Below are 25,040 nucleotides of genomic sequence, written 5' to 3'. Positions count from 1 at the left end.
GCAAGTATTTTTCTTATGTGACGGTAAGTGGATGAAACAAAAATGGCTGGTACCTTTTAAGCTCACTAGGCTTAGTGTAGAATGAGAGGAAGCTATGAAAAAACAAGTCAGTTGGTGGTGTGAGATGAAAAAGTACGAACTCATTTCAGAAGAAATCAGAAAACGAATAGGAACAGCATATTATCCAGAAGATCAACCCATTCCAGATGAAAACTCGCTTGCCGCTGAATTTCAATGCAGCCGAATGACGATGAAGCGTGCGCTCGATCTTCTCGTAGCAGAAGGTCTGCTCTTTAGAAAAAGAGGTCACGGTACATTTATTGTGAAGGCAGCGCTCAATCAAGGGGCTATTAATGTATCTGGTCATGAAAATAAAGGGTTCACAAAAGTCATGGCGGATAAAAACGTCACGACTCAAATCATTCACTTTGATGTCCATTTTCCAAGCAAAGAGGTGGCAGCCCACTTATCCATAGACTCCACCACACCCATTTATGACATCATCCGTCTCCGTCTTGTGGACGAGGAGCCATATGTATTAGAAAAAACGTTTATGCCCGTCAATCTCATTAAGGGAATAGATGAAGAGGTTCTATTGGGTTCAATCTATGGCTACATATCAAATGATTTGAATTTAAAAGTGGCAGGAGCGCATAAGAAAATTAGAGCGGCTAAATCAGATGAGCTTGACCAGCAATATTTAGGCTGTGACCCAACGGATCCTGTGCTAGAGGTTGAGCAGGTTGCTTATTTAAACACAGGCCGGCCGTTTGAGTACTCCTTTAGTCATCACCGCTATGATAAGTTCGACTTTTCAACGGTTGAAATTACGAAAACAGGACGTTAAAAAAAGAGCAGAACCCCCAAGGGAGACTGCTCTTTTTTATATCATTTTATATATTCCACCAATGATACCCATCTTTTTCTAGAAGCTGATCGGCTTCTTTCGGTCCCATAGAACCAGCAGGATAATTTGGTTTTAATGTTTTGTTTTCTGCCCATTTCTCAGAAATCGGATCCACAAAGTTCCAAGAAAGCGCTACTTCATCCCAGTGAGCAAAGTTCGTAGCATCGCCTAGCAAGCAGTCATGAATCAGCTTTTCATAGGCTTCTGGTGTGTTCATGATGTCGTTATAGTTTGTTTGGTAGTCGAGCTTAATCGGCTTTGCAAATGTACCGCCATCAAGCTTGCGAGCGTTCAGGTGAAGGGTAATGCCTTCATCTGGCTGAATGTGAATGACGAGTAAGTTTGGATGCATGGAATTTCCGTTACCATAGTACAGGTTCATTGGAATGTCTTTAAATTGAACAACAATTTGAGTAGATTTCTTTTCTAAACGTTTTCCAGTACGAATGTAAAATGGCACGCCGGCCCATCTAAAGTTATCAATGAGCAGTTTCCCTGCAACGAATGTTTCCGTGTTTGAGTTCGGGTCAACATTTTGCTCTTCAAGATACGAAGGAACCATGCCGCCATCAACCGTACCAGCATCATACTGTCCGCGGACAAAGAATTGATCGACCTCATCTTTAGAGAAAGGACGAAGAGCGCGTAATGCTTTCCGTTTTTCACTACGGATTTCCTCGGTATTCAGCTTAATTGGCGGCTCCATTGCTAAAAGTGCAACCATTTGAAGCATATGGTTTTGGACCATGTCTCTTAGTGCACCTGAACTTTCGTAATAGCGGGCCCGGTCTTCAACCCCTAATGATTCACTAGATGTAATTTGAATGTTTGAGATATATCGGTTTGTCCAAAGTGGTTCAAAGATGGCATTTGCAAAACGGATGACCTCAATGTTTTGAACCATTTGTTTACCGAGATAGTGGTCAATACGATAAATTTGATCTTCAGAGAATGCATCTCGAATTTCTTCATTTAACTTTTTCGCACTTGGCAAGTCATGGCCAAATGGTTTTTCGATGACAAGTCTTGACCAGCCAGTTGTTTTTGATACACCTTCACTTTTTAGGAACTTTGCAATCGTTCCGAAGAATTCCGGTGCCATCGCTAAATAGAACATCCGGTTGTTTGGGATACTGTACGTATCTTCAAGGCCTGCTAGAAGTGTGTTAAGCGATTGATAGGAAGCAGGGCTTGATACGTCAAAGTCGTGATAATAAAAATGTGAACTGAATTCCTCTATTTTCGCTTCTGCATCATCAGAAGAAACAGATTCTTTCACCACAGCTCTTAGATCCTCATGAGACCACGGACGGCGTCCAACACCGACCACGGCGAATTGATCGCCAAGTTTTCCGCTATGATAAAGTCTATGTATAGAAGGGTAGAGCTTGCGTTTGGCAAGATCTCCTGTTGCGCCAAAAATGACAATGACTGCTTTTGGATTGTTAGTTTCTGTATTCACGAAAAGTACCTCACTTTATTCGTAGCATTGTTGTAATAACCGAGAATGTATGTACATTTTCTTTATTTTAAAGGTTCATTGTTCGTAAAGCAAACATTTGATTCGACTTTTTCTGCTCTCGTTTGACTTTTTTCGAAAATTCCGCTGAATTCACATTTACCTTGTCTTCATGTATTCTATATGAATAAAGATATTGTATACCGGCTTTAGGAGGAAAAGTAATGGAACTGCTCTTTTTAGGAACTGGTGCAGGCATTCCTGCGAAAACTAGAAACGTCACTTGCACTGCGCTAAAGCTTTTAGAAGAAAGAAAAGCAGTGTGGCTTTTTGATTGCGGAGAAGCGACGCAGCATCAAATATTACATACAACGATTAAACCGAGAAAAATTGAGAAAATATTTATCACTCATATGCATGGTGATCATGTATACGGTCTCCCAGGACTGCTCGGCAGCAGATCCTTCCAAGGCGGAGAGGATGAACTAACGATCTATGGACCTAAGGGTATCAAAGCGTTTGTGAGCGCAGCACTTTCAGCTACACAAACGCATTTGACATATCCGCTGCATATTATAGAGATAGATGAAGGGATCGTATTTGAAGATGATACCTTTCAAGTAGAAGCAAGACGAGTATCTCACGGTATTCCAGCTTACGGCTATCGGGTAGTGGAAAAAGATGTACCAGGTGCATTAAAAGCCGAAGACCTAAAAGAAATCGGTGTAAAACCTGGACCTTTGTATCAGAAGTTAAAAAATGGGGAAACCGTGACACTCGAAGATGGAAGAATCATTGATGGAACCGATTATTTGGAACCCCCTAAAAAAGGGAGAATCGTTGCATTTTCAGGAGATACCCGTTTATGCGAGAATATAACAAGGCTTGCCAAGGATGCGGATGTGTTAGTCCATGAAGCAACATTCGGTAAAGAAGATGCTGATCTAGCCTACAATTATTATCACAGCACAACAGAACAAGCAGCGAAAACAGCGCAGGAAGCAGGCGCAAAAAGATTAATTTTGACCCATATTAGTGCACGTTACCAAGGAGAAGAGGCACTAAAACAACTATTGAAAGAGGCCCGCGATATATTCCCGCTGACAGAAGCTGCGCAGGATTTCTCTTCTTTTTCCATTGACCGCACCCTGTAAAAATTGGATGAATCGTCAAAAAAAGTTGTGTGATTTTTTTGATATTTATAATGACTCTCTTTTTCAGGTAGTGGTAAAATGGTGAAGAAAAAACAAATGACGAATGAAACTATGAAGAATACGGGAGGCACAATCAAAGATGAGCGGTTTTACAGCGTTAAGTGAAGCAGAATTAAATGACCTATATGCAGCACTACAAAATGAATACGAAACGTATAAAAGTAAAAACTTAAACTTAGACATGTCAAGAGGAAAACCTTCACCAAAACAGCTCGATTTGTCTATGGGCATGCTCGATGTTGTGACATCAAAGGATGCGATGACGGCTGAAGATGGCACAGATGTGCGTAACTATGGCGGTTTGACAGGGCTTCCTGAAACGAAGACATTTTTTGCAGATGTACTCAATCTGAAGCCAGAACAAATCATCATCGGCGGTAATTCCAGCCTTAATATGATGCATGATACCATTGCCCGTGCCATGACCCACGGCGTATATGACAGCAAAACACCTTGGGGAAAGCTGCCAAAGGTAAAATTCCTTGCACCAAGCCCAGGATATGACCGTCACTTTTCCATTTGTGAGCTATTTAACATAGAGATGATCACGGTAGATATGAAGGCTGATGGACCTGATATGGATCAGGTCGAAAAATTGGTCGCAGAAGATGAAGCGATTAAAGGCATTTGGTGTGTACCAAAATATAGCAACCCAGATGGCATTACGTATTCAGATGAGGTGGTTGACCGCCTTGCTTCGATGAAAACAAAAGCAGACGACTTCCGCATTTTTTGGGATGATGCATACGCAGTCCATCACCTAACTGATACGCCTGATACGTTAAAAGATATTTTTCAAGCAGTAGAGGAAGCAGGGCACCCAAATCGTGTGTTTATGTTTGCGTCTACTTCTAAAATTACATTCCCAGGCTCAGGTATTGCACTCATGGCATCTAGCCCGGATAATCTAAGCTTTACTCAAAAACAATTATCGATTCAAACGATCGGACCAGACAAAATCAATCAATTAAGACACCTTCGTTTCTTCAAGAATCCAGAAGGCTTGAAGGAACATATGAGAAAACATGCTGCGATCATTAAGCCAAAGTTTGACCTCGTTCTTTCTATTCTTGATGAAACACTTGGCGGGAAGGACATTGCAGAATGGCACAAGCCAAATGGCGGATATTTTATTAGTTTAAATACGCTTGATCATTGTGCAAAAGCTGTTGTGCAAAAGGCAAAAGAAGCTGGTGTGACCATGACAGGTGCAGGCGCGACTTATCCTTATGGAAAAGACCCGCTTGATCGTAACATTCGCATTGCGCCAACGTTCCCATCACTTGAAGAACTAGAGCAAGCGATTGACATCTTTACATTATGTGTTCAGCTTGTCAGCATTGAAAAGCTGCTGTCTAAAAAAAGCCAGTCAGCCCCAACGGCATAAAGAAAAAACTCCTTGACGTAGATCTAGTCAAGGAGTTTTTGTTTTTAATTGGCTGTTTGATAATAGGAAACAGGTTGTTTGGCTGCGCACCATACATCATAGATTGCAAGCTGCACAATATGCGGTTCATCATGATGAATATAGTGCGAGCTGTTCTGCGCTTGAATCCATCCGCTTTGGGATGACAACGACAGCATCCGTTTATGAAGTCTGAGCCAAGCCTCGTGCGCTGGATGAAACAATCGGCTCTTACCTGATGAAATGACAAGAAGCGGCATCATCCCATAATGGGTTTGTTCCTCTTTTATTGTGCTGAGCATTTGCTGAAAGTCCTCATGCGTACATTCTGCTGTAAATTGCGCCATATATGAGGTGCGTTCTTCTTTTGATAAAAGAGGGAGGATGACCTGTTCTTGCTCCTCACTTGCCGGGTCTAACAGCACCATGCCAATGACCTCATCTCCTCTGCGGCTTGCCCATAACCGGCTGACAAGAGAGCCAAATGAGTGAGCCACAATGAGAAAGGGCGGCTGAATATTGGCTTCTTCTAGCAGTGCATCTAAATCATCTGCAAGATCATGCAATGTTCTTCCTTCACTACTGTCACTGCTTTTTCCATTTCCTAATCGATCATATAAGAAAACCCCAAGCTCAGGATCAATATCACGGGCCATATTCGACCACGTATCACCCGAAATGCCGTAGCCTGCTTCAAAGATAATGGTGGCTTGCCTTTTGCCCTGACGATGTTTTGTATAAAAATGATGTCCATCTATATGATACATTCTTTCAATCATTGCCGAGTTCATTCTTCCATCTCCTCTAAGTGGTTCTTTAGCTAAAAGACGGCACAAAAGGCAGATATGTTTCTCTTAAAATCAAAAAAGATGCCTATTTCAAAAAATAGACACCTTTTTCCTATGCATTTTTACCAAGCGCGGTCATATTGACGCGGGCCTTCGATGGATGTACGAAGCTCTTGGGCAGCTGTTTTTGGGAAGTATGGATCCCGTAAAAATTCTCTGCCTATAAAAATTAAGTCTGCACGTTGATTTCGTAAAATCTCCTCAGCCTGTACACCAGATGTGATCAGACCGACAGCACCTGTTTGAATACCGGCACCTTCTTTGATTTTTTCTGCGAAGGTCACTTGGTAGCCAGGGAATGTGCTGATTTTTGCCTGTACGACAGCGCCTGAGCTGACATCGATTAAGTCGACACCTTGTTCCTTCAGCCATGTAGCAACGCCTATATAATCGGCAATATCAAGTCCTTTTGTCGTGTAGTCAGAGGCAGACACACGGACAAATAATGGTCCGTTCCATACTTCATTGACTGCATCGACGACTTCTTTTAAGAAACGATAACGGTTCTCTGGTGAACCGCCATAATCATCTGTTCGGTGGTTCGCCAGCGGTGAAAGAAATTCATTAATCAAATAGCCATGCGCCCCATGAATTTCAATGATGTCAAAGCCGGCTTTTTTTGCCCGGACAGCTGCATCCTGAAACGCCTGAACGGTATCTTTGATTTGATCGACGGACATCTGGGCAGGGATTTTAGACTGTTCGTCAAATGGAATGCTAGATGGTGCCAGGATGTCACCATCTAGTTCAGCTTTACGTCCTGCATGAGCCAGCTGGATGGCTGTCTTGGTTCCGTATGCTTTGATTTGTTCGTTTAATGAAGCGAAGCCTTCAATGTGCTCATCACTCCAAATCCCGAGGTCTTGATCACTAATTCTTCCCTCGGGGGAAACGGCACTTGCCTCCATCATGATCAGGCCAGCTTGACCTTGGGCACGGGAAATATAATGTGTAAAGTGGAAAGGCTGTAATTTCCCATCACGATCATAGGATGAATACATACACATTGGGGACATCACGATGCGGTTTTTCAGCGTAACACCTTTTAATGTCCAAGGTGAAAAGAGTTTTGTTTCCAAATACCTTCGCCTCCTCATAGAATTGTATAGCCGATTATAACAGCCATTCAAACTTTCGTCATAAAAGGTGCTCAAAGAATATAGCTTTTATACACGTTTTTGTATAATGGAGAAATAGAGAAAGCAAAGGGGGAGAACGAATGAAATGGCAAACAGAGAGTGAACGAAAGGAACTGCTCACAGCTCTTATGCAGTATGAAAGCATATCGGGTACAACTGGAGAAGTGGCGTTAGCTGAATATTTATATTATTTACTGAGGGAGCGGCCTTATTACAAGCAGAATCCTGATCATTTGGCTTTGCATCCGATGAAAGATGGCCGGTATTATTTAACGGCGCTTGTAAAGCGCAGTTCTCTTTCTCGTACCGTTTTGCTGCTTAGTCATTTCGATGTTGTTGATACAGAAGATTACGGTGAATTTCAAAACATGGCATGCAAGCCAGAGGAGTTAATGGCGTCATTTTCTCAAAAAAGTGCGCTTCTCCCAAAAAGAGCAAGAGAAGATCTAGCTTCAGGTGACTGGTTGTTTGGAAGAGGTGCCATGGATATGAAGGCAGGTCTTACTGTACAGCTGTCCATGCTGGAAAGAGCTATGGCAGAGACATTTGATGGAAATGTCCTACTCGTCACAGTCCCGGATGAAGAAGTGAATTCTCAAGGAATGCTTGAAGCTGTTCCAAAACTAAAGGAGCTTAAGGAAAAGCATGACCTTGACTATACCGCGTGCTTAAACAGTGAGCCTATGTTTGAAAAGTATCCAGGTGATGAACATTATTATATGTATACAGGCAGTATAGGGAAGGTGCTGGCCGGATTTTTCTGCAAAGGAATTGAAACACATGTAGGAGAGCCGTTCTCAGGCTTAAATGCGAATTTTATGGTATCTGCATTAAATCGGCTGTTAGAGCTGAATAGTGATTATTGTGAGGAAGTAGATGGTGAAGTCACGCCGCCCCCAACCAACTTAATGCAAAAGGATTTAAAAGAAGCCTATTCCGTTCAAACACCTCACACAGCTGTTTCTTTATTTAATGTGCTGATGATGAATCGTTCAAGTGAAGAACTGCACGGACTTCTTTATCACACGGCGAAACAAGCAGCAGACCAAATCGAAGCTGATCTTAAACAAAAAACAGCAGAATTTCAGCGCTTTAAACCTTTTACACCGATTGATACGAGGATTACCGTTCTCACGTATCATGAGCTGTATCAAAAAGCTGCTGAACGATCAGGTAAACAGGAGGTTGAACGCATTGTGAACTATGCGTTCGCCAATCGAGGTGAGCTTGGAGATCGTGATTTTTCAACCAAAATCGTCTCTGAGCTGACGACGCTTTGTAAGGAAGAAGGGCCGCTCATTGTTCTATTTTATAGTCCACCATTTTATCCTGCGGTTTCCTCAACGGAAGATCCGCATATCCAAGCAACCTTAAAGAGGATTCAAATAGAGGCAAAGAAGAGTTATGGACTTGAAATAGAAGAAGTGAAATATTTCCCGGGATTATCTGATTTAAGTTACTTACAGCTCGAAAAACAGGAAGTAGGTCATTACACGACCAATATGCCGCTTTACCAGAAAGGCTATTCTTTACCGGAAGGAGAAAAGGGAGCACTTTACGTTCCAGTTATTAACGTGGGCCCATTAGGAAAGGACCCGCACAAATGGACAGAGCGGCTGCACATCCCGTTCTCATTCGGCATTTTGCCAGAATTACTAGAATCAGCGATTCATGCTTTGTTAGAGAAAAAATAAGTCTTGTTTATGTATGAGGTTTCTAGAGTCTTTGAAAGCTTATGTGCTTTGAGTGAAGGATGTAGAGTAAATGAAGGTTAATGAGAAAAGAAGAAGGGGGGAAGAATGTTTTATTACTTTAAAATAGTAAGGGGAGCCGTAGGCTCCCAGTTAGAATTATACTCGTCTACCCTCATAATGAGCTGTCCAAGTTCCATCAGAATTTTTAGTGATGCCTTTTATATACCATTTAATCCCATCTTGTTCGAACGAATTGGCAAAAATACCAGTATTGTTGGTAATATCCCATGTGTAAAGTTGAGCTTTAAAATCACTTGTAACGTGGACATCCTTTGCGTTAGAATGTGCACTTGTAGCAAATGCAGGTGCTGCGGAAAAAAGTAAAGCGAGTGACAATGCGGATCCAGTAAGAACCTTAACTAATTTCATTTAAAACACTCCTCTTCCTCATTTTTGTGGTACATATAAGTAATTCTGCATTAGGTAATATATCCCTTGTTAATATTTGTTAATTATTTGTGAAAAATCACTCGTTAGATAAAAATAAAAAGCACCTGTCATCAAAACAGGTGCTTTTCTCTATCATTTATACGTGCTTGCTGAAAACATTTCGTTTAATTCTGCTGCGCGTTTTGTTGCGGTTTTGACACAATCGACAACGGCTTCTTCAAATTGATAGGCAGCAAGTGTGTTCAGGCCGGCTTCTGTCGTTCCGCCTTCACTTGTGATTTCTTTGCGCAGTTCAGCAGGTTCTTTACCGCTGCTTTGAAGCATGTTTGCGGCGCCCGCAATCATTTGGCAGATGAGCAGCTTCGCTGTTGCTTGGTCCATCCCAAGTTCCGAAGCGCCTCGCTCCATTCCTTCAATCAAATGATAAATAAAGGCTGGACCGCTTCCTGCAATAGCTGTAACAGCATTCAGCTGTGATTCATCCAATACCGTCACATGACCGATCGTTTCAAACAGCTCGATTGCTTTTTTCTTTTGATCCTCTGTCACTTCTTGACTGACGGCAATGCCTGTTGCTGATTGCTGAATGGCGGCTGATGTATTTGGCATCGCGCGAACCACCGCAGTCTTCTCGCCAGCATAGTGTTGAATCGTTTCAATAGAGATGCCCGCTAAAATCGAAATGATCAGCTGCCCTTGTAAATGAGGCCGCACTTCAGATATCCCGCTTTCCGCATCTTTCGGTTTTAAAGCAAATACGAGAATATCCGCTTCTTCATAAATAAAAGAACGAGAGAAATCCGTTTTGACCCCATAACGCACCTTTAATTCTTCTAGACGTTTTTCATTCGTTTTATTTGTGACAATAATATCTTCATTTGACATGATGCCACTTTTTAATAAACCTTTCATCATCGACTCTGCCATTGAGCCTGCACCAATAAATCCAATTTTACTCATAAGCTGCTCCTCCTTGTAGAAAATAAAAAAACCTCTCGCCTGAAAAGGACGAAAGGTTTTTCGCGGTACCACCCTCAATTAGCATGCAAATATGCATACTCAGCTCTAGTCCCTTAACGCGGGAAACGTTTAGGTTTGCCTAACAGCTCAAAGGGCAGGTTCAGCAAATAAGAGGATGGTGAGGTCTTACAGCCGGCGGACCTCACTCTCTTGCATCATTATTTTGCTTACTAATCCTTGTCATCACGCATTTTATATTTGTTGTTCATTATGCAACGATGGACAAGTTTGTGTCAATAGGGACAGATAAAAAAATTGACCGCCTAAACCGCATGACAGTCTGCCCTTTGCAGGATACAATGAATAAAGAAGACGGAGTTACAATGAACCATGAGTCAAAAAGCAGGAGATGACATAAAAAAGTGAAAGAAGACATCATTCAATTATCCATCCCGACACCATTTGCTGTTGGAGATGTACATGCATATATTTTAAAAGGAGAAGCTGTGACCTTAGTAGACTGCGGGCCGATGACAGAAGAGGCGGAGCACGCCTTTGTCACGCAATTACAGGAGCATCGTTTATCAATAGACGATATTGATCAAGTGGTGTTGACCCATCATCATGCAGATCATGTCGGTCTTTTAAATCTGATGAAACCTCATGTCCGTGTGATCGGACATGAGTTAAATGAGCCGTATATTAGCCAGGACCCTGTGTTTAAAGAGCGTCAAATTGCTTTTATGGAACGATTTTTTCAGCAGTTAGGTGTGCCGCTTCGCCGAGGTGAGTGTGAAAGAATCGTGAAGCAATCTTATACATATTCTTGTACTGCACATGTAGATGACGTCATCAAAGAAGGCGATCGATTGAAAGGGCATGAACACTTCTTTGTGATGGAAACACCGGGACATGCACAATCTCATCTTTCCTTTCTAGATGAAACAACGGGCCATTTCATTGGTGGAGACCTACTTTTGACGACTATTTCCTCAAACCCGTTAATGGAAGCGCCGTATGAAGGGGAGGAGCGCCAAAAATCGCTGCTTCAATATAAAGCATCACTCAATCGATTACTGCATCTGCCGATCAAGACGATTTATCCAGGACACGGGCTGCTCATCACGTCTCATCATGAATTAATCGAAGAAAGATTTAAGAAACAAGAAAAACGGGCAAATACGATGTATCAGCTACTCAAACGAAAAGAAATGACTGCCTTTCATCTTTGCCGCAAGCTATTTCCAGTGCTGTACGAAGAGGCCTTATTTTTAACGATGTCAGAGACAGTTGGGCAGCTTGATGTCCTCTTAGAGGCTGGACAAATTGAAGAAGTGCAAAAAGATGGAATTCTCTACTACAGGGCAAACTAAGGAGTGAAACGCATGGGGCGATTAACAGGAAAGAGAATATGGATTACTGGCGCATCTGGTGGCATTGGTGAAAAAATGGCGTATTTGGCAGCAGAAGAAGGCGCAGAGATCATGATTTCAGCAAGACGAATTGAAAAGCTGACGGGTGTAAAAGAAAAGATTATGAGTGCTGGCGGAGTGTGTCACATCGTGGAGCTAGATGTCAGTCACATTGAGGACATTGATCGCGCATATGAAGAAGTGGGGGCTGTTGATATTTTGGTTAACAATGCCGGTTTCGGTGCGTTCGATCTCGTTGAAGATGCGTCCATTGAGGAAATGGTGTCGATGTTTGAAGTAAACGTGTTTGGTTTAATCGCTTGCACGAAAAAGGTCATTCCAGAGATGAAACAAAGAGGACATGGACATATTATCAATATTGCCTCTCAGGCAGGAAAGATTGCCACCCCGAAATCAGCCATTTATTCCGCATCCAAGCATGCCGTCCTTGGCTTTTCAAACAGCCTCAGAATGGAGCTGTCAGACATCGGCATTCACGTCACCACAGTGAATCCAGGCCCGATTGCCACTGACTTCTTTACCATCGCCGATCGCAGCGGTGAATATGTGAAGAATGTGGAATTCATGATGCTTAGTGCGGACAAGGTGGCTGAGAAGGTCGTATCCGCTATGATGACGAAAAAAAGAGAGATTAATCTGCCTGGATGGATGAACGCTGGCAGTAAATTGTATCAATTATTCCCATTTTTATTTGAAAAAGTAGCACGCAAAGCGATGATGAAAAAATAAAAAAAAGAAACCGGTTGTGAACTGGTTTCTTTTTTTTGAAGTAAGCTGCCATTGTGACCGTCTTTTTATCTCCGCCTTGCTGCTTGCTGAAGCGGGTCCCACACACTGTTAAAAGGCGGTGCATAGCTAATATCTAAATCTTCAAGATCTGTCATGGTTAGCTGTTGGTAAAGAGCAGTTGCCATCACATCGATCCGTTTATCTACACCGTTTCTTCCGATGATTTGGGCACCGAGCAAGGTGTAGTCATCACTTCTGTAAATCAGTTTGATTTTCATTTTCTGCGCATCTGGATAATATCCAGCGTGATCCGTACTGTCAATGGTGATGGAGGAAAAAGGAATGTCAGCTGCTTGTGCCTCCTTTTCTGATAAGCCCGTTCGTCCCGCTGTCACGCTCATAAATTTCATCACTGCTGTTCCAGTCACGCCTTGAAACGCCCGGTTTGTTCCCGTCATATGAAAACCAGCGATTCTTCCTTGTTTATTCGCCGTTGTGCCGAGCGGGATATAATCAAGTGATTGTTTGATGCGGTGATAAGTGGCTGCGCAATCCCCGGCAGCATAGATGTCTTTTACATTGGTTTGCATGTATTCATTTACAACAATGGCGCCATTTGAAAGCCGTTTGATTCCTGTTTTGTCTAAAAAAGAGGTTTGCGGGATGACGCCGATGGCCATGATGACCATATCTGTTTTTATGGTTTGTTTGTCTGTTTGAACAGCTGTGACATGTGATTCGCCCTCTAATGTCTGCACGGTTTCCCCGAGTGTCACGTGAATGCCTTGGGCACCCGCCTCTTCTTTCAGGTGCTTTGCCATATCGGGGTCAAAGCCCGGACCAAGTGTTGAACCCCGCTGAATAATAAGTACATTTTTTCCTAGTTCCTTTAAATTTTCAGCCAGCTCTAAGCCGATATATCCACCGCCGATAATGGTGACATGTGTGATATCTTGTTTTAAGTGGTCTAAAATGGACAGCGCATGCGGAATGGTTTTTAATACGTGTACGCCTTCTAGCGGCTGATTGTTTAAATCCAGTTTAACAGGGCTTGCTCCTGTCGCAATTAAGAGGCGGTCATAGCTTTCGGTAAAGGATGCTTTTGTTTTCGTATGATGACCTGACACCGTTTTTTGCTTTGGATCAATGGAGGTCACTTCGTGTAAGCATCGAGCATCAATTCCATATTTGTCGCGAAATGTTTCAGCGCTGCGTGCAATCAGCTTGCTGTGGTGATCAATGAGACCGCCGATCAAGTAGGGGAGGCCGCACTGTCCATATGAGAAAATCTCTCCTTTTTCAAAAGCGACAATATGTGCATCTGGATCCTCTCGATATATTTGCATAGCACAGCTCATTCCTGCTGCATCTCCGCCAATGATCATATATTTCATTTGGTGTGCTCCCTTCTATCTATCGAACTGAATACTCTTATTTACCCTCATTTTCCTTTTTTTAATGCTTTTTTCGCAAAAGAAGCAAACTTTAGTGGAAAAATAAAGACAGCGCCTTCATTTTAAGCTACAATCGGATTATCGTCTTTTTGGTTACGAGTTTAGTGAAGATTGGTGGGAAAGACTTTGAGTGACACGCGACTAGATTTTAATACTTTATATACACGTCATACAAGAGAGGCTTGGTCTGCTCTTGGAGAATATATGCCGGTATCTGTTTCAGAAGAGGAAGCAAGAGCACTTCAAGGATTAAATGACTATTTATCCCTTGAAGAAGTTCAGGATATTTACATACCACTTATTCGTTTTCTGACATTGCATGTCTTTGCAGAAAAACAAAAAAATCAGCATGTGAATGCCTTTTTAAACTACCCACATCATGCGAAAATTCCTTTTCTAATTGGGATTGCTGGAAGTGTGGCTGTCGGGAAAAGCACAACGGCCCGTATCATCGAAACGCTTTTATCGAGGCTTGGAGATGGACTGAAAGTGAGTCTTGTGACAACCGATGGCTTTTTGTATCCTCAAAAAGAATTAAAGGATCGAGGACTCATGGAAAAGAAAGGCTTCCCAGAAAGCTATGATGTCAAAGCCTTGTTGTCTTTTTTAAACGAATTAAAATCAGGGAAACAAACTGTGCATGCCCCGGTATATTCGCATCTGACCTATGACCGGCTTGATGGTGTGTATGAAACGGTGGAGGATGCCGATATTGTTATTATTGAAGGAATCAATGTGCTGCAATCCCCAGCGCTGGATGATCTGAAGGATGAACCGCGTGTGTTTGTATCAGATTTCTTTGATTTTTCGATTTATGTAGATGCTGCTGAAACGCAAATTCAATCATGGTATAAAGAACGGTTCCGTTTGCTGAGGGAAACAGCTTTCCAAGATCCTGAATCCTTCTTTCATCAATACAAAGATTTGACGGATGAAGAGGCAGATCACATGGCAAGCACAATTTGGAATACCGTCAATCGCCCTAATTTATATCAAAATATTTTACCGACAAAATATCGAGCTGATCTCATTTTGAAAAAAGGTGATCAGCATAAGGTGGAAGAGATTGCTATCCGCCGAGTATAAAGAAAAACCGCTCAAACGTGAGCGGTTTTTTTAATGATCTCCACTGACTTTCACAGCGATGGCAGCTGCGGATCGCTTTTTCAGGCGGTAGTATCCAATGAGTAGGAACGGAACACCTGCGATGGTGATGATCGACAAGACTGAAAAAATGGAGAAGGGATGGGCTGCGCCAAAATAGTCAATGCATAGTCCGCCGACAAATGGTCCGATGACGCTGCCGAGCTGAGAAAATCCCATCGCGCCAAAGTACGACCCCTTTACTTCTGGCTTTGCCACATTGTCTACAAATAGATCCATCATCGCAAACAGCAGAACCTCCCCAATTGTAAACACGACAATGATGAAAGCAAGCATGCCGAGACTCTGTGAAAAAGCAATGGCAAACAAACTGCCCGCAAGAAGAATATTCCCAGTGGTGAGCGACAAAATGGTGGAGTAGCGTTTGGCGATCATGATGAGCGGATATTGTACGACAATGACAACAACTGCATTTAAAGATAAAAGGTATCCAAACAGTTTCGGACCATCCTCAATCATAGGCGAAGCGGATAAATATTGAGGCAGCGTTGAGCTCAAATGCGAATACCCGAACGAACATAAGGTAACGCCGATGAGGATAATGCTAAAGACCGTATCTTTTTGGATAATGGAAAGGGCTTTTTTGACCCCAATTTGTTTCGTGTTTTCTGGAGCAGCAACTGGATGTTTCTGAAATTGCCAGGCCAGCGTTAATCCGTATAACAAATAAATGAAGGCAGCGACGAGAAATGGAAAGGTTGTTTTCGATGACCCGAGATATAAGCCAAGCAGCGGACCGAAGATGACCCCTATGTTAATGGCTGTATATCGTAAATTAAACATAAACAACCGAATACTTGACGGGGTGACATCAGATAAGAGCGCCTTAGATGTTGGTTCAAATAGTGCCCGGCACAGTCCGTTTAAAGCGTTCATGATAAAGAAGACCCAAATGGCATCTGCAAATGCAAAACCAACAAAGACAAGTGTCCAACCGAAGATTGATAGAAGCATTACCTTTTTTCTTCCGATACGATCAGAAATATATCCACCGTAAAAACTCGCAACGATCCCAATCAGAGAGCTAACGGCAATGATTAATCCAGCAGAAGAAGCTGAGGCGCCTTTGACTTGTGTTAAATAAACGGCCAAAAAAGGAATGCTCATGGACGTCGCCATTCGGCCAAATATGGTGCCGATGATGATCGTCCAACTAAGCGGATGTAGCGTACGTAAGTTATTTTTCATGCTGTTTCTCCCCTGAGTTTGTAAGATGTTCCAATCATACATGAAAAATTGTGCAAATTAAATACACAATTTGATGGAGGGGACATCCGCCATATGGCAGAGAAGTTTGATTGGCTCGTATTTGGAGACGCGTGCTTTTTTCTGCCGGTGCTTTTATGCCACTGATTCGCGCGGTCATTTGACCCCATTTAATCAAGGTCGATCGCGACGATTTGCTGCAAGGACAGGTTGAGAACATCTTCATCATTGACGATTTTTATGCGCTGCGTTTCATAATGAATGGCTTTGACCCAGCCCCAAAACTGCTCTTTTCTACCTGCTGCGGCATATGTCACGCAAATCGCTTGATCCTCAGTAATCGACTGTGTGATCAAAAAATTCATTTCTTCCAGTTGATCGGTGCTCAGCGGGGGAGGGGTGTATTTTTTTTTCTGCCGTTTTTGAGCAAGCAGCTGCTCCCGGTGCTCTGGAAGCATCATTCGGCTTGATTCCCACATGAGGTTGTATCCAGGTGTTAATTTATTGGGATTCATGGCTGTTCGCCTCCGTTATTTGTAATGTCCGCCAATTTTTTCGGCGCGGTGATACGCCTGCCCTGCGCTTGTCAGTGACGAAGCGTGCAGCAGGGCAGCAGGTCCATACTTTATGTGGATCGCATCAAATACTTTGCTGAGTTTGTCTTTTTGAACATGATGATCAAATAAAGTTAGCTGATACTGGCTGTCAGACTGCAGCTGTGAGAGAGTAATACCGACACTGCGAATGGGCTGACCATCCCAGTGCTGCTGGCATAGCTGAATGGCTGCCTCTGCAATATCTGTCCCGTACTGTGTAGGTGAATGAAGCTTGATTTGTCTATGAAATCCGGTCGGGTGAGAAAAATCAGCGCCTCTCACGCCAACAGACACTGTTTGCCCAAGATAATGCTTAAAGCGTGCACGTCTTGCCACCTCTTCGCTCAATTCAAGAAGAGCGACTTTGATATCCTCAAAAGACGCATAATCATGGGGGAGAGTCATATGATGTCCCACCGCTTTTTGCTCATTATGTGTGTGAACGGTGACCGGAGAGGGATCATGTCCTAAAGCTGTTCGCTGCAAAAGCTCTCCGTTGATTCCCCAGCGTTTTTTAAGCCGGTCTAACGGATAAGCAGCAAGCGTCCCAATGGTACTGATGCCCATTCGTTTTAAATGGTGCTCCATTCGTTTACCAACGCCAAATAATTTTCCAATCGGAAGCGGCCATAAATCAGTCGCAACACTGTCTGCGCGAAGTTCATAAATGCCAGATGTGTTTTTTTTAGCAAAATGGTCACAGGCCATTTTAGCGAGCACTTTATTAGGACCGATGCCAACACGTGCGTAAATACCCGTCTGGTTCATAATGGTTGTTTGTATATTTTGAGCGATCTCACGGGGAGAACCGAGTAGTGTCAGGCTGCCTGTAATATCGAGAAATTGTTCATCAATTGAATATGGTTCGACAAGATCTGTGTATTGTTCAAGCAGCTCTGTGATCATGACAGAGATATCAAGATAGCGCTGCATACGAGGGCGTACGACGACAGCTTCAGGGCATTTCTCCTGCGCTTCCCATAATCTGGATGCATTTTGAACGCCCCGTTTTTTAGCGAGCGGGCAGGCGGCAAGTACGACTCCGCTCCGCCGCTCAGGATCTCCAGAGACGATGAGCGGCACATCCTTCAAGTGGGGAGCCTCCACTTTTTCGACTGACGCATAAAACGATTGCATATCCACAAGCAGAATGGCTCGTTCATTCATTATTTTCACCTCTTAGAACGTATGTTCTGTTTCTATTTTAACCGTCAGGAGGCGAAATTGATACTGGTAAATCATTCAAAGAAAAGAGTATAAATCCATACAAAAAAAGACGAAGTGGAAGACACTTCGTCTCATTTGATGCAACATATTTTAAGCATGTGCCAAGTTGTAGGATGTTTGGAGGGGCTCAGAACGCAAACGATAGGCCATCAGTTTTTTCTTAGGCTTATGTGTAAACTGCCGCACCACATCCACGTGGTCATCGTAATGATACAGATAAAGGGTCACATCATGCTTGCCAAGCTTTGTTTGCATGGTAAGAGGCGCCGGCCCTTCCTGCGGATGAAGAAAGCGCTCTTCATCACCAGGATAAATATAATAGCGTTCAATAAAGATCGCATCATTAAAATGTTGAATAATTTCAGATGTTTGTTGATCATTGAGCGGACGATCTTCAAACATGATCGTTGTTTGATCACTTGTTACTTTTGCATGCACTGCATAACGACTAAAAAGGCGTTCCACAACACCAGAAGGTAGCGAAGTGACAAGAAGCTTTAAAAGACTAAACACAACAAGTGAAGTAACAATCCAAACCAATATCATCATCTCCAATAAACATTTGTTACATTTCCTATATGAACCATCTTAACATACCAAAAGAATGAAACTTTCGCACAAAAAGTGAACTTTTTGAAATAAGTGTGAAGATTTACAAGGAGATGACGGCGAAAGAACGAAATCAACAAAGCTGAAAGGAAAAAAGGCTGCCACGTAATCTTTACAAACAATTAATCGGACAGGTAGACTATTGAAACAACAGTTTTTTGTAAAAAAAGAGAGCGGTAAGCCAAAAATGAAAAGGGGCGAGGTCATCATGATACGTCAAGTGAAGCCGTCAGATTTTTACGCCGTCACATCCGTCATCCAAAGCTGGTGGGGAGGTAAAGATTTGCGCGCAACATTGCCGAAGCTATTTTTTGAACATTTTCAGCAAACAAGTTTTGTCGTCGTTGAAAAAGGTGAACTGATTGGCTTTTTAGTCGGTTTTTTATCGCAATCTCGTTCAGATGAAGCGTATATTCACTTTGTTGGGGTACATCCAGATCACCGGAAATTAAAGATCGGAAAAATGCTGTATCAAGCCTTTTATGATGTGGCAAAACAGGAAGGAAGAACAACCATTAAAGTGGTAACAGCACCTGTAAATAAAGTATCAATTGCCTATCATGCAAAATTGGGCTTTCAAATTGAAAAAGGGGATAAAACTGTAGAAGGAATCTCCGTGTTTTCAGAATATGAAGGAATAAATGAAGACCGTGTTTTATTTGTGAAAAAGTTAGAGGCGATGTCATGATTGTCAATTTAGATCAAACAATAGGAGATGTAGCAAAGCAGATCTTACATATTCAACTAGCTGCATACCAACAAGAAGCTGAACAAATTGGCTATGCCGATCTTCCGCCATTAAAAGAGACCATTCAAGATGTAATGAAAGCAAAAGAGCAATTTATTGGTTTTGAGCAAAAGGGAATCTTACTAGGTGTTGCCTCTTATGAAGAGCAGAAAGATTATTTGATCATTAGTCGATTGGCTGTACATCCAAAAGCGCTAAAGCAGGGTATTGGAACAAGACTTATGTCTACAATTATGGAGAAAAATGTCCCTATAGAACTGACCACTGGGCAAAAAAACACCCCTGCAAAAAGGCTATACGAAAAGTTAGGATTTGTTGAAACAAATGTGATTCATGTTGCAAAAGAGCTCACCTTATCAAAAATGAAATGGACACCGAGGCGAAAGGTTGAGGTTGTCGAATTCAAAAAAGAATGGCATGAAGAATTCCATCAAGAAAAGCAGCGACTCAAGCAAATCATTCAAAAGAGCTGGATAGAAGGACATCATATTGGTAGTACGTCAGTTGAAGGACTTGTTGCCAAACCCATTATTGATATCTTAATAGAAGTAAGTCATATAAAAGAGATCGATAGAAAAAGAGAGAGCTTTGAACATCTTGGATATCAAGCGCTCGGTGAAAATGGCATAAAAGGGAGACGTTTTTTTCAAAAGGGTGGCTTGAATCGTACGCATCATGTCCATATTTATGAGAGAAATCATCCTGATGTGAAAACGCATTTATTGTTTCGAGATTACTTAAGGGCCCATCCAGAACGAGCTGTAGCGTATGCGTCTGTCAAGGAACAATTAGCAAATCAGTATCGGGAAGATATACAAAGCTATATGGCAGGAAAGAATGAAATCATAAAAGTAATAGAAAATGAGGCATATCGCTGGGATAGAGAAGGAGGAGAGGAAGCTCTTAAATAAGCTACCTCTTTTCCTCGTTAATTAGGAAGCTGAACATTGCCTTTTACAGTATAGGCCTGTGAAGCAGCAGTAGATGGAAGAGCGGGTAATTTATCCTTTACGATGACCCCGCGGATATCTGTGATTCGAACAGGAAGAGATTTAGACCCCATATTAAATCCAAGGAAATGGTTGTAGTCTGTCTTTTCCATGTTCACCCATTGTCCATCTTTGTAATATTCCATTTTCATAATCGGATATTTATGATTGCGCACTTGAATCGCAGCCCACCACTTACTGCTACCTTCTTTTATTCTGTAAACTACATTTCCGCTAATCGGTGCTTTTACAATTTTCCAACTAATTGGGATTTTCCCATCTGCCATATTGCCGATTTTGGCAAAGGCATTATGAGAAAGATCAAGAGCTCCTTTCGCTCCTTCTGGATATTTATCGGTTACATACACAACGGTTTTTCCTTTTGGACCCTTTACTTCAAGGTAAGCCCCTGCAAGTGCCGCATTTATCCCTTTATAGTTATAGTCATGGGGATTTAAAGCCGTAATTTTCATGTCAGATGGAATAGGATCTAATAATGCGGCGCCCCCTGAGTAACCAGATCCCGTATAAGTTGCATAGCTTTCTCGTACTTCATCAAGGACAGATGCCGCTTTCATGTTTGGCACAGCGAAACTCAACATCAATATCAGTGCCCCGATGAAGCAGAGAGATAATCTTTTTTTCACGATCTAAAACCTCCTGTTTATTCTTTAAAAATTGGTAGCGTCATAAGTATAATTCTAAAAAACAAGAAGCAAAAAGAGCCAATAGATAGATATAATCATAGTGAGAAGAGCGTGTATTTCAAAGAATATGACTTTCGGATTTAGTCGTGTGTCATGTTTTATGGTGTTTTATGTGTTACAATGTAAGCATCAATTTAAAAAGGATGTTCGCCATGTATATTCACATCACAGAACAGGCTAAAACATATATAGAAAAACAGCAAACAGGAAACGAAACTAAGGAATTACTGCTTCGCTACGATTCAGAAGGTTGTGGCTGTGCAGTGAGTGGCGTACCAATGCTTTGGTTAACAAGTGAAAGAACAGGTGAATGGGAACAACTTAAAAATAGCCAACATTTAAAACTATATATACACATTGCACAGAAGGTATTTTTTGATGAGGAAATGACCATCGATTTTAATGAAAAAGCCAATACATTGATGCTGAAAAGTCCTCAGCAAATACTCAGTCCAAGAATGGGCATACTTGTAAAGTAAGGTGGAAACGTAGTGGATCAGAAGCTTAGAGTGATACAAAACACGGCACAAAATAAAACATGGGTGTCGTTTTTAAATAACAATCATCCCTATACCCTTTTGCACTGGTCAATAGGTGGAATGGATTCGGTGAAAAAGGATGTTTGGCTTCTTCAGGATGAAGTCACATTTGAAACGGAAGAATTCCCAACGCTCGAATTAGCTGTCAATTGGATCAAAGAGAATATGGAACAGGTAACAGATGTATTATAAAAGCCCTTTTTGACAAAAGGGTTTTTTTCGTGTCTTCATCATCTCATTAAACAACTGGGAACGTCTAATCTGAAAAATGATCTTTTGCAACGCAAAAAAACTGTTTTATAACAACCAATTCGACAAAACGAGAAAAATAGACATGAAAAAATCGTGGATATAAATGCCGAAAAATAGGCAATGGAAGCGGTTATTGCGGGATACCGAAAACTTTGCGAAAAATGACATTTCATATTTCTTCCATTCGAGGAAATATGATAGAATACAACATGTATCGTATATGAGAAGGGAGGTGCTAAAGTGAATTGAAGCTCAAGCTGTCATCGCCTCAGGTTGGAATTAAAATAAACGAATGGTATAGGCAGATTTGCGGATTTCATGTCATGAAAGCAGAGAAGCTGAAGGCCGAGATCGAGCAGGAAATTCTGGAGATGGAGCAAGATCAAAACTTGTTGCTGTTTTACCAGCTGATGGATTTTCGCCATAAGGTGATGCTTGAATATTTTGAACCGGCAAAGAAAGCCTCAAATGATGAAGAAATTAAAAACCTGCTAGAAACGATCGAACATTCGCAAACGAAATTAACGGACATGCTTGAATACTATGTTCATTTTTTCACAGGAATGTTTGAGTTTGAACAGCAAAACTATTTAAGTGCCATTGCCTATTACCGTTCAGCAGAAAAAAAGCTCAATCTCATATCAGATGATATAGAAAGAGCAGAATTTTACTTTAAATTAGCTGAAATATACTACCACATGAAACAAACCCACTTTTCGATGCACTATGCCTTGCAAGCGTTAAATACGTACTCTGCCTACAGAACGTACACGCTGAGAATCATCCACTGTGAATTTGTCATCGGTGCAAACTATGATGATTTGAAATGCTATGAACATGCATTGCCCTACTTTAAAAATGCTCTAAATCGAGCACGATCGATTGGAAACCCTCGAGTCATAGGTTCGGCCCTTTTCAACTTAGGTAACTGTTATTACCAAATGAACGATCTTGCGGAAGCAAGCCGTTATCTGAAAGACTCTCTTGAAGTGTTTGAAAAGGAGAATTTAACCCATCTTAATCGCTCTCTAGACCCACTATTTATGCTCACCCAAATCCTGTTTAAACAAAAACAAATAGAAGAGTCGTTAACCCTCTATCAAAAAGGTATTATGAAAGCCTGTGAATTAGAAGATGAAATTTACATCTGCAAATTTCAGTTCTTAAAAGCATTATACGTTGATGCAGAAATAACGATCATAGACGATACATTAGACCTGCTCGAGGACAAGCGCTTATACCCAGACATTGAGGAATTGGCACTTGATGCGGCTCATTATTACAATGAGCTTGGACTGTATGAAGCATCGACACGGTTTTACGAACGGAAGATTCAAGCCATATCAAAAATTCAAAATGGGGGTCATTTATATGAAAACGAGTTTGATAGTTCTTTTATTGGCAGCAACTGCAGGATTATCGGTCATGAGTCAGCAGCAATCGGAAGAGAGTCATATGGAACTGGCGGGCAGACACCATACAACAGTAGTGACTATCGCATAAGTTAGCTCAAAAAGAGGAGACGAACCGCTGTTCATTCTCCTCTTTTATCTTTATTTGATTCAAATGGTTGAAGGAATACTTGAACTTCTTGTTCGTAAGCTTCTTTATTTTCACTAAAAGACATCGCGTGTGCCCCGTGCGGCGCTATAAATAGCTGTTTATCACCTTTTTTTCGAGCATATAGCTGCTGACTCTGCTCGCATGGAATATAGTCATCATGAAGACTATGGATAAAAAGCACAGGTTCTCTCACCTGATCGATCACATCAAGCGGTGACACTTGCCGAATGCTGTATCCATCCCGCCATTTTAACACTCGATCACTTAGTGGAAGAATCCATTGCCCTGAAAGACGAAAATCTGTTTTTAATCGATAGAGAAGCTGATCCTCAAAAGAAGCAAAAGGACAGTCAGCTATGTAAAAATTGGCGCTTGCTTCCGGCTTTGCGGCATATAACAAAGTCGTGACTGCCCCCATAGATTCTCCATGTATACCGATAATGGCATTTTCCCCAAGTTTTTGTCTAAGCCACTTCACGACCTTCGCTAAATCTTCTTTTTCGTAGTATCCATAACTCGTGGTTTTCCCGCCACTCATTCCATGTCGTCTATGATCATAAAGCATCACATTCCATCCAAGCTTTTGGAATAATTTCATATACTTAACGGAATTTATTAAACTGACTGTGACGCCATGACAAAGTACAATGGTGCGTGTTGTATGCGAATGCGGATGCGGCACAAAATAGCCATGAAGATCATAACCAAATGCTGAAGGAATACACACTTTCTCTTTGTTAAGCTGTTGAAACTCTTCATGATGATAATGCCCTTCATCTGCTTCTCGTTTGATGAGCTCTTCATCTGTTAATTTTCGAATATACATCATTTTATTGGTGAAAAAAATGCCTATTGCAATGAGCGGACATAATATGAAGGCAAGTATAGCGATCCATTTTTTCATCTAGCTGATTCTTCCTTTCCGAGGTTTTTCCTATGACGATCATACCACATGTTGGGAGATTGGCGTGACTCTTGCTCAGGAAATAAAACGGATGATACACTTAGAGGCAAAAGGAGAGAGGCACAATGAAAAAGAACAATGATCAAGCGAAATTAAAGGACGGCATAAACGAAAATCTCAAACAGCAGCTCCTTCAAATGAAGCAGAATCTGGCCGCCGAGACAGAAAAAAGAGAAGAACAAAAACGACAAGACCTCCTTCGGCAGCAGAAAGAAAAAGAAAAAAACAAAAGCTTCTCCGAGCTGCTAGATGAAAGTCATTTGGACTGGAGAAAATATAAAAGCTAAAAAAGGGAGCATTGATGCTTCCTTTTTTATGTCATCATTGAGGTTGATCAACTCGCAAGTGCTTCCGGTTCCTTCGATTCCTCCTTCATTTAAATCCCTTTTTATAACAAATATAGTATTTAAGACCCTTTTGATAGAAGGTCGTACTACTTATAATGAAGGTGTATTACAATATTTGGGAACGGAGATGATTTACATGAAAATGAGAAAAACAATGGCTGGAGTCGCTTTATCTTTAGGATTGCTTTTACCTGTTTCGGGACAAGCTCTTGCTACAAATGATTTAACGAATGCGGATTTGCGTACAAAGGCTACTTCAATTGTAGATTGTTCTGTAACTCCTTTTAAAGGCGCAAGTAATCGATTATGTATGTATTCGGATAACGGTTCTTTTGCAAATAGTTTCAGTCGTTTTGGTACGACATTTTATCTTAAAGGCAAATCTGGAAATTATGCATATTACGAAAGTGCAAGATAAGACAACGGGGCCTTTAGCC

At 41.6% G+C, this 25,040-nt stretch carries 26 protein-coding genes and 1 other annotated feature; of the genes, 14 read left to right on the top strand and 12 right to left on the bottom strand.

Going from position 1 to position 25,040, the window contains the following annotated elements; all coding sequences use genetic code 11:
• The first annotated feature begins 124 nt into the window (after positions 1-124).
• Positions 125-847 carry a GntR family transcriptional regulator gene (locus tag MHH54_RS10935; protein WP_003215808.1) on the top strand — a complete coding sequence of 241 codons (723 nt, stop codon included), beginning with the start codon at positions 125-127 and terminating at the stop codon, positions 845-847.
• Between the two features lie 46 nt (positions 848-893).
• Here MHH54_RS10935 and zwf read toward each other — a convergent pair whose 3' ends face one another.
• Positions 894-2,369: a glucose-6-phosphate dehydrogenase gene (gene zwf / locus MHH54_RS10930; protein ID WP_003216112.1), complete on the bottom strand. Its 1,476-nt coding sequence runs from the start codon at positions 2,367-2,369 to the stop codon at positions 894-896.
• 221 nt (positions 2,370-2,590) lie between these two features.
• Here zwf and rnz point away from each other — a divergent pair, with 221 nt between their 5' ends.
• Both rnz and MHH54_RS10920 read left to right on the top strand, forming a co-directional pair.
• Positions 2,591-3,520, top strand: coding sequence for a ribonuclease Z (gene rnz, locus MHH54_RS10925; protein ID WP_003216125.1), 930 nt, complete (start codon positions 2,591-2,593; stop codon positions 3,518-3,520).
• A 139-nt stretch (positions 3,521-3,659) separates the two neighbouring features.
• Positions 3,660-4,967, top strand: a complete 1,308-nt coding sequence (locus MHH54_RS10920) for an aminotransferase class I/II-fold pyridoxal phosphate-dependent enzyme (protein ID WP_342500251.1) — start codon at positions 3,660-3,662, stop codon at positions 4,965-4,967.
• Positions 4,968-5,011: 44 nt separating this feature from the next.
• On the opposite strand, the gene MHH54_RS10915 is transcribed toward MHH54_RS10920, so the two are convergent.
• Together MHH54_RS10915 and namA are read right to left on the bottom strand one after the other, a co-directional pair.
• A complete protein-coding gene (locus tag MHH54_RS10915) occupies positions 5,012-5,776 on the bottom strand; it encodes an alpha/beta hydrolase (protein WP_003216052.1) in 765 nt (254 codons plus the stop codon).
• 119 nt (positions 5,777-5,895) lie between these two features.
• Positions 5,896-6,912: an NADPH dehydrogenase NamA gene (gene namA / locus MHH54_RS10910; RefSeq protein WP_003215738.1), complete on the bottom strand. Its 1,017-nt coding sequence runs from the start codon at positions 6,910-6,912 to the stop codon at positions 5,896-5,898.
• 140 nt (positions 6,913-7,052) lie between these two features.
• Between namA and MHH54_RS10905 the strand changes: the two genes are divergently transcribed.
• A complete protein-coding gene (locus MHH54_RS10905) occupies positions 7,053-8,666 on the top strand; it encodes a M20/M25/M40 family metallo-hydrolase (RefSeq protein ID WP_003215941.1) in 1,614 nt (537 codons plus the stop codon).
• Positions 8,667-8,822: 156 nt separating this feature from the next.
• On the opposite strand, the gene MHH54_RS10900 is transcribed toward MHH54_RS10905, so the two are convergent.
• Both MHH54_RS10900 and proC read right to left on the bottom strand, forming a co-directional pair.
• Positions 8,823-9,095, bottom strand: a complete 273-nt coding sequence (locus MHH54_RS10900; protein WP_003216093.1) for an antimicrobial peptide LCI — start codon at positions 9,093-9,095, stop codon at positions 8,823-8,825.
• Positions 9,096-9,248: 153 nt separating this feature from the next.
• The gene (gene proC / locus MHH54_RS10895) at positions 9,249-10,076 is read right to left on the bottom strand and encodes a pyrroline-5-carboxylate reductase (RefSeq protein ID WP_003215459.1); all 828 of its coding nucleotides are present in this window, start codon (positions 10,074-10,076) and stop codon (positions 9,249-9,251) included.
• A gap of 41 nt (positions 10,077-10,117) precedes the next feature.
• Positions 10,118-10,329: a binding site (T-box leader), on the bottom strand.
• 169 nt (positions 10,330-10,498) lie between these two features.
• Here proC and MHH54_RS10890 point away from each other — a divergent pair.
• On the top strand, positions 10,499-11,449 hold the full coding sequence (locus MHH54_RS10890) for an MBL fold metallo-hydrolase (protein WP_003215775.1): 951 nt from the start codon (positions 10,499-10,501) through the stop codon (positions 11,447-11,449).
• A gap of 12 nt (positions 11,450-11,461) precedes the next feature.
• A complete protein-coding gene (locus MHH54_RS10885) occupies positions 11,462-12,238 on the top strand; it encodes an SDR family oxidoreductase (RefSeq protein ID WP_003215960.1) in 777 nt (258 codons plus the stop codon).
• 65 nt (positions 12,239-12,303) lie between these two features.
• Here the strand turns inward: MHH54_RS10885 and MHH54_RS10880 are convergent, their stop codons facing one another.
• Complete coding sequence (locus MHH54_RS10880; RefSeq protein WP_106035398.1) at positions 12,304-13,632, bottom strand: CoA-disulfide reductase; 1,329 nt, start codon at positions 13,630-13,632, stop codon at positions 12,304-12,306.
• 186 nt (positions 13,633-13,818) lie between these two features.
• On the opposite strand from MHH54_RS10880, the gene coaA reads away from it, so the two are divergent.
• Entirely contained in the window at positions 13,819-14,778 is a 960-nt protein-coding gene (coaA, locus tag MHH54_RS10875) for a type I pantothenate kinase (RefSeq protein WP_034620396.1), read from the top strand.
• A gap of 30 nt (positions 14,779-14,808) precedes the next feature.
• On the opposite strand, the gene MHH54_RS10870 is transcribed toward coaA, so the two are convergent.
• The 4 genes from MHH54_RS10870 to MHH54_RS10855 all read right to left on the bottom strand — a co-directional run bounded on the left by MHH54_RS10870 (position 14,809) and on the right by MHH54_RS10855 (position 18,425).
• Positions 14,809-16,044 (bottom strand): MFS transporter, encoded by a 1,236-nt coding sequence (locus MHH54_RS10870; RefSeq protein WP_342500250.1) that lies wholly within the window; start codon positions 16,042-16,044, stop codon positions 14,809-14,811.
• A gap of 188 nt (positions 16,045-16,232) precedes the next feature.
• Positions 16,233-16,577 carry a YolD-like family protein gene (locus MHH54_RS10865; protein ID WP_003215746.1) on the bottom strand — a complete coding sequence of 115 codons (345 nt, stop codon included), beginning with the start codon at positions 16,575-16,577 and terminating at the stop codon, positions 16,233-16,235.
• A 15-nt stretch (positions 16,578-16,592) separates the two neighbouring features.
• The gene (locus MHH54_RS10860) at positions 16,593-17,825 is read right to left on the bottom strand and encodes a DNA polymerase IV (RefSeq protein WP_106028734.1); all 1,233 of its coding nucleotides are present in this window, start codon (positions 17,823-17,825) and stop codon (positions 16,593-16,595) included.
• A 150-nt stretch (positions 17,826-17,975) separates the two neighbouring features.
• Positions 17,976-18,425: a YfmQ family protein gene (locus tag MHH54_RS10855; RefSeq protein ID WP_003216110.1), complete on the bottom strand. Its 450-nt coding sequence runs from the start codon at positions 18,423-18,425 to the stop codon at positions 17,976-17,978.
• A 277-nt stretch (positions 18,426-18,702) separates the two neighbouring features.
• Between MHH54_RS10855 and MHH54_RS10850 the strand changes: the two genes are divergently transcribed.
• Positions 18,703-19,182, top strand: coding sequence for a GNAT family N-acetyltransferase (locus tag MHH54_RS10850; RefSeq protein ID WP_034620502.1), 480 nt, complete (start codon positions 18,703-18,705; stop codon positions 19,180-19,182).
• Complete coding sequence (locus tag MHH54_RS10845; RefSeq protein ID WP_226803646.1) at positions 19,179-20,153, top strand: GNAT family N-acetyltransferase; 975 nt, start codon at positions 19,179-19,181, stop codon at positions 20,151-20,153. Before MHH54_RS10850 ends, MHH54_RS10845 begins: the two co-directional genes overlap by 4 nt.
• 17 nt (positions 20,154-20,170) lie before the next feature.
• Here the strand turns inward: MHH54_RS10845 and MHH54_RS10840 are convergent, their stop codons facing one another.
• On the bottom strand, positions 20,171-20,878 hold the full coding sequence (locus MHH54_RS10840) for an expansin EXLX1 family cellulose-binding protein (RefSeq protein WP_044141052.1): 708 nt from the start codon (positions 20,876-20,878) through the stop codon (positions 20,171-20,173).
• 212 nt (positions 20,879-21,090) lie between these two features.
• On the opposite strand from MHH54_RS10840, the gene MHH54_RS10835 reads away from it, so the two are divergent.
• The 3 genes from MHH54_RS10835 to MHH54_RS10825 all read left to right on the top strand — a co-directional run bounded on the left by MHH54_RS10835 (position 21,091) and on the right by MHH54_RS10825 (position 23,237).
• A complete protein-coding gene (locus MHH54_RS10835) occupies positions 21,091-21,417 on the top strand; it encodes an iron-sulfur cluster biosynthesis family protein (RefSeq protein ID WP_003215572.1) in 327 nt (108 codons plus the stop codon).
• A 12-nt stretch (positions 21,418-21,429) separates the two neighbouring features.
• Positions 21,430-21,669, top strand: a complete 240-nt coding sequence (locus MHH54_RS10830) for a YqkC family protein (protein WP_003215790.1) — start codon at positions 21,430-21,432, stop codon at positions 21,667-21,669.
• Positions 21,670-21,974: 305 nt separating this feature from the next.
• A complete protein-coding gene (locus MHH54_RS10825) occupies positions 21,975-23,237 on the top strand; it encodes a tetratricopeptide repeat protein (RefSeq protein ID WP_003215654.1) in 1,263 nt (420 codons plus the stop codon).
• Between the two features lie 26 nt (positions 23,238-23,263).
• Here MHH54_RS10825 and MHH54_RS10820 read toward each other — a convergent pair whose 3' ends face one another.
• Positions 23,264-24,196: an alpha/beta fold hydrolase gene (locus MHH54_RS10820; RefSeq protein WP_106032599.1), complete on the bottom strand. Its 933-nt coding sequence runs from the start codon at positions 24,194-24,196 to the stop codon at positions 23,264-23,266.
• Positions 24,197-24,321: 125 nt separating this feature from the next.
• On the opposite strand from MHH54_RS10820, the gene MHH54_RS10815 reads away from it, so the two are divergent.
• Together MHH54_RS10815 and MHH54_RS10810 are read left to right on the top strand one after the other, a co-directional pair.
• Positions 24,322-24,543 carry a YqkE family protein gene (locus MHH54_RS10815; RefSeq protein WP_003215614.1) on the top strand — a complete coding sequence of 74 codons (222 nt, stop codon included), beginning with the start codon at positions 24,322-24,324 and terminating at the stop codon, positions 24,541-24,543.
• Complete coding sequence (locus tag MHH54_RS10810; protein WP_223251374.1) at positions 24,506-25,021, top strand: antimicrobial peptide LCI; 516 nt, start codon at positions 24,506-24,508, stop codon at positions 25,019-25,021. The genes MHH54_RS10815 and MHH54_RS10810 overlap by 38 nt, the downstream gene beginning before the upstream one ends.
• Positions 25,022-25,040 lie beyond the last annotated feature (19 nt).

The organism is Bacillus sp. FSL K6-4563, assembly GCF_038630405.1.
In the GTDB taxonomy this organism is placed as follows: domain Bacteria; phylum Bacillota; class Bacilli; order Bacillales; family Bacillaceae; genus Bacillus; species Bacillus pumilus.
The sequence above is the reverse complement of the archived record's forward strand: the minus strand, read 5'-3'. Positions and strand labels throughout refer to the sequence as shown.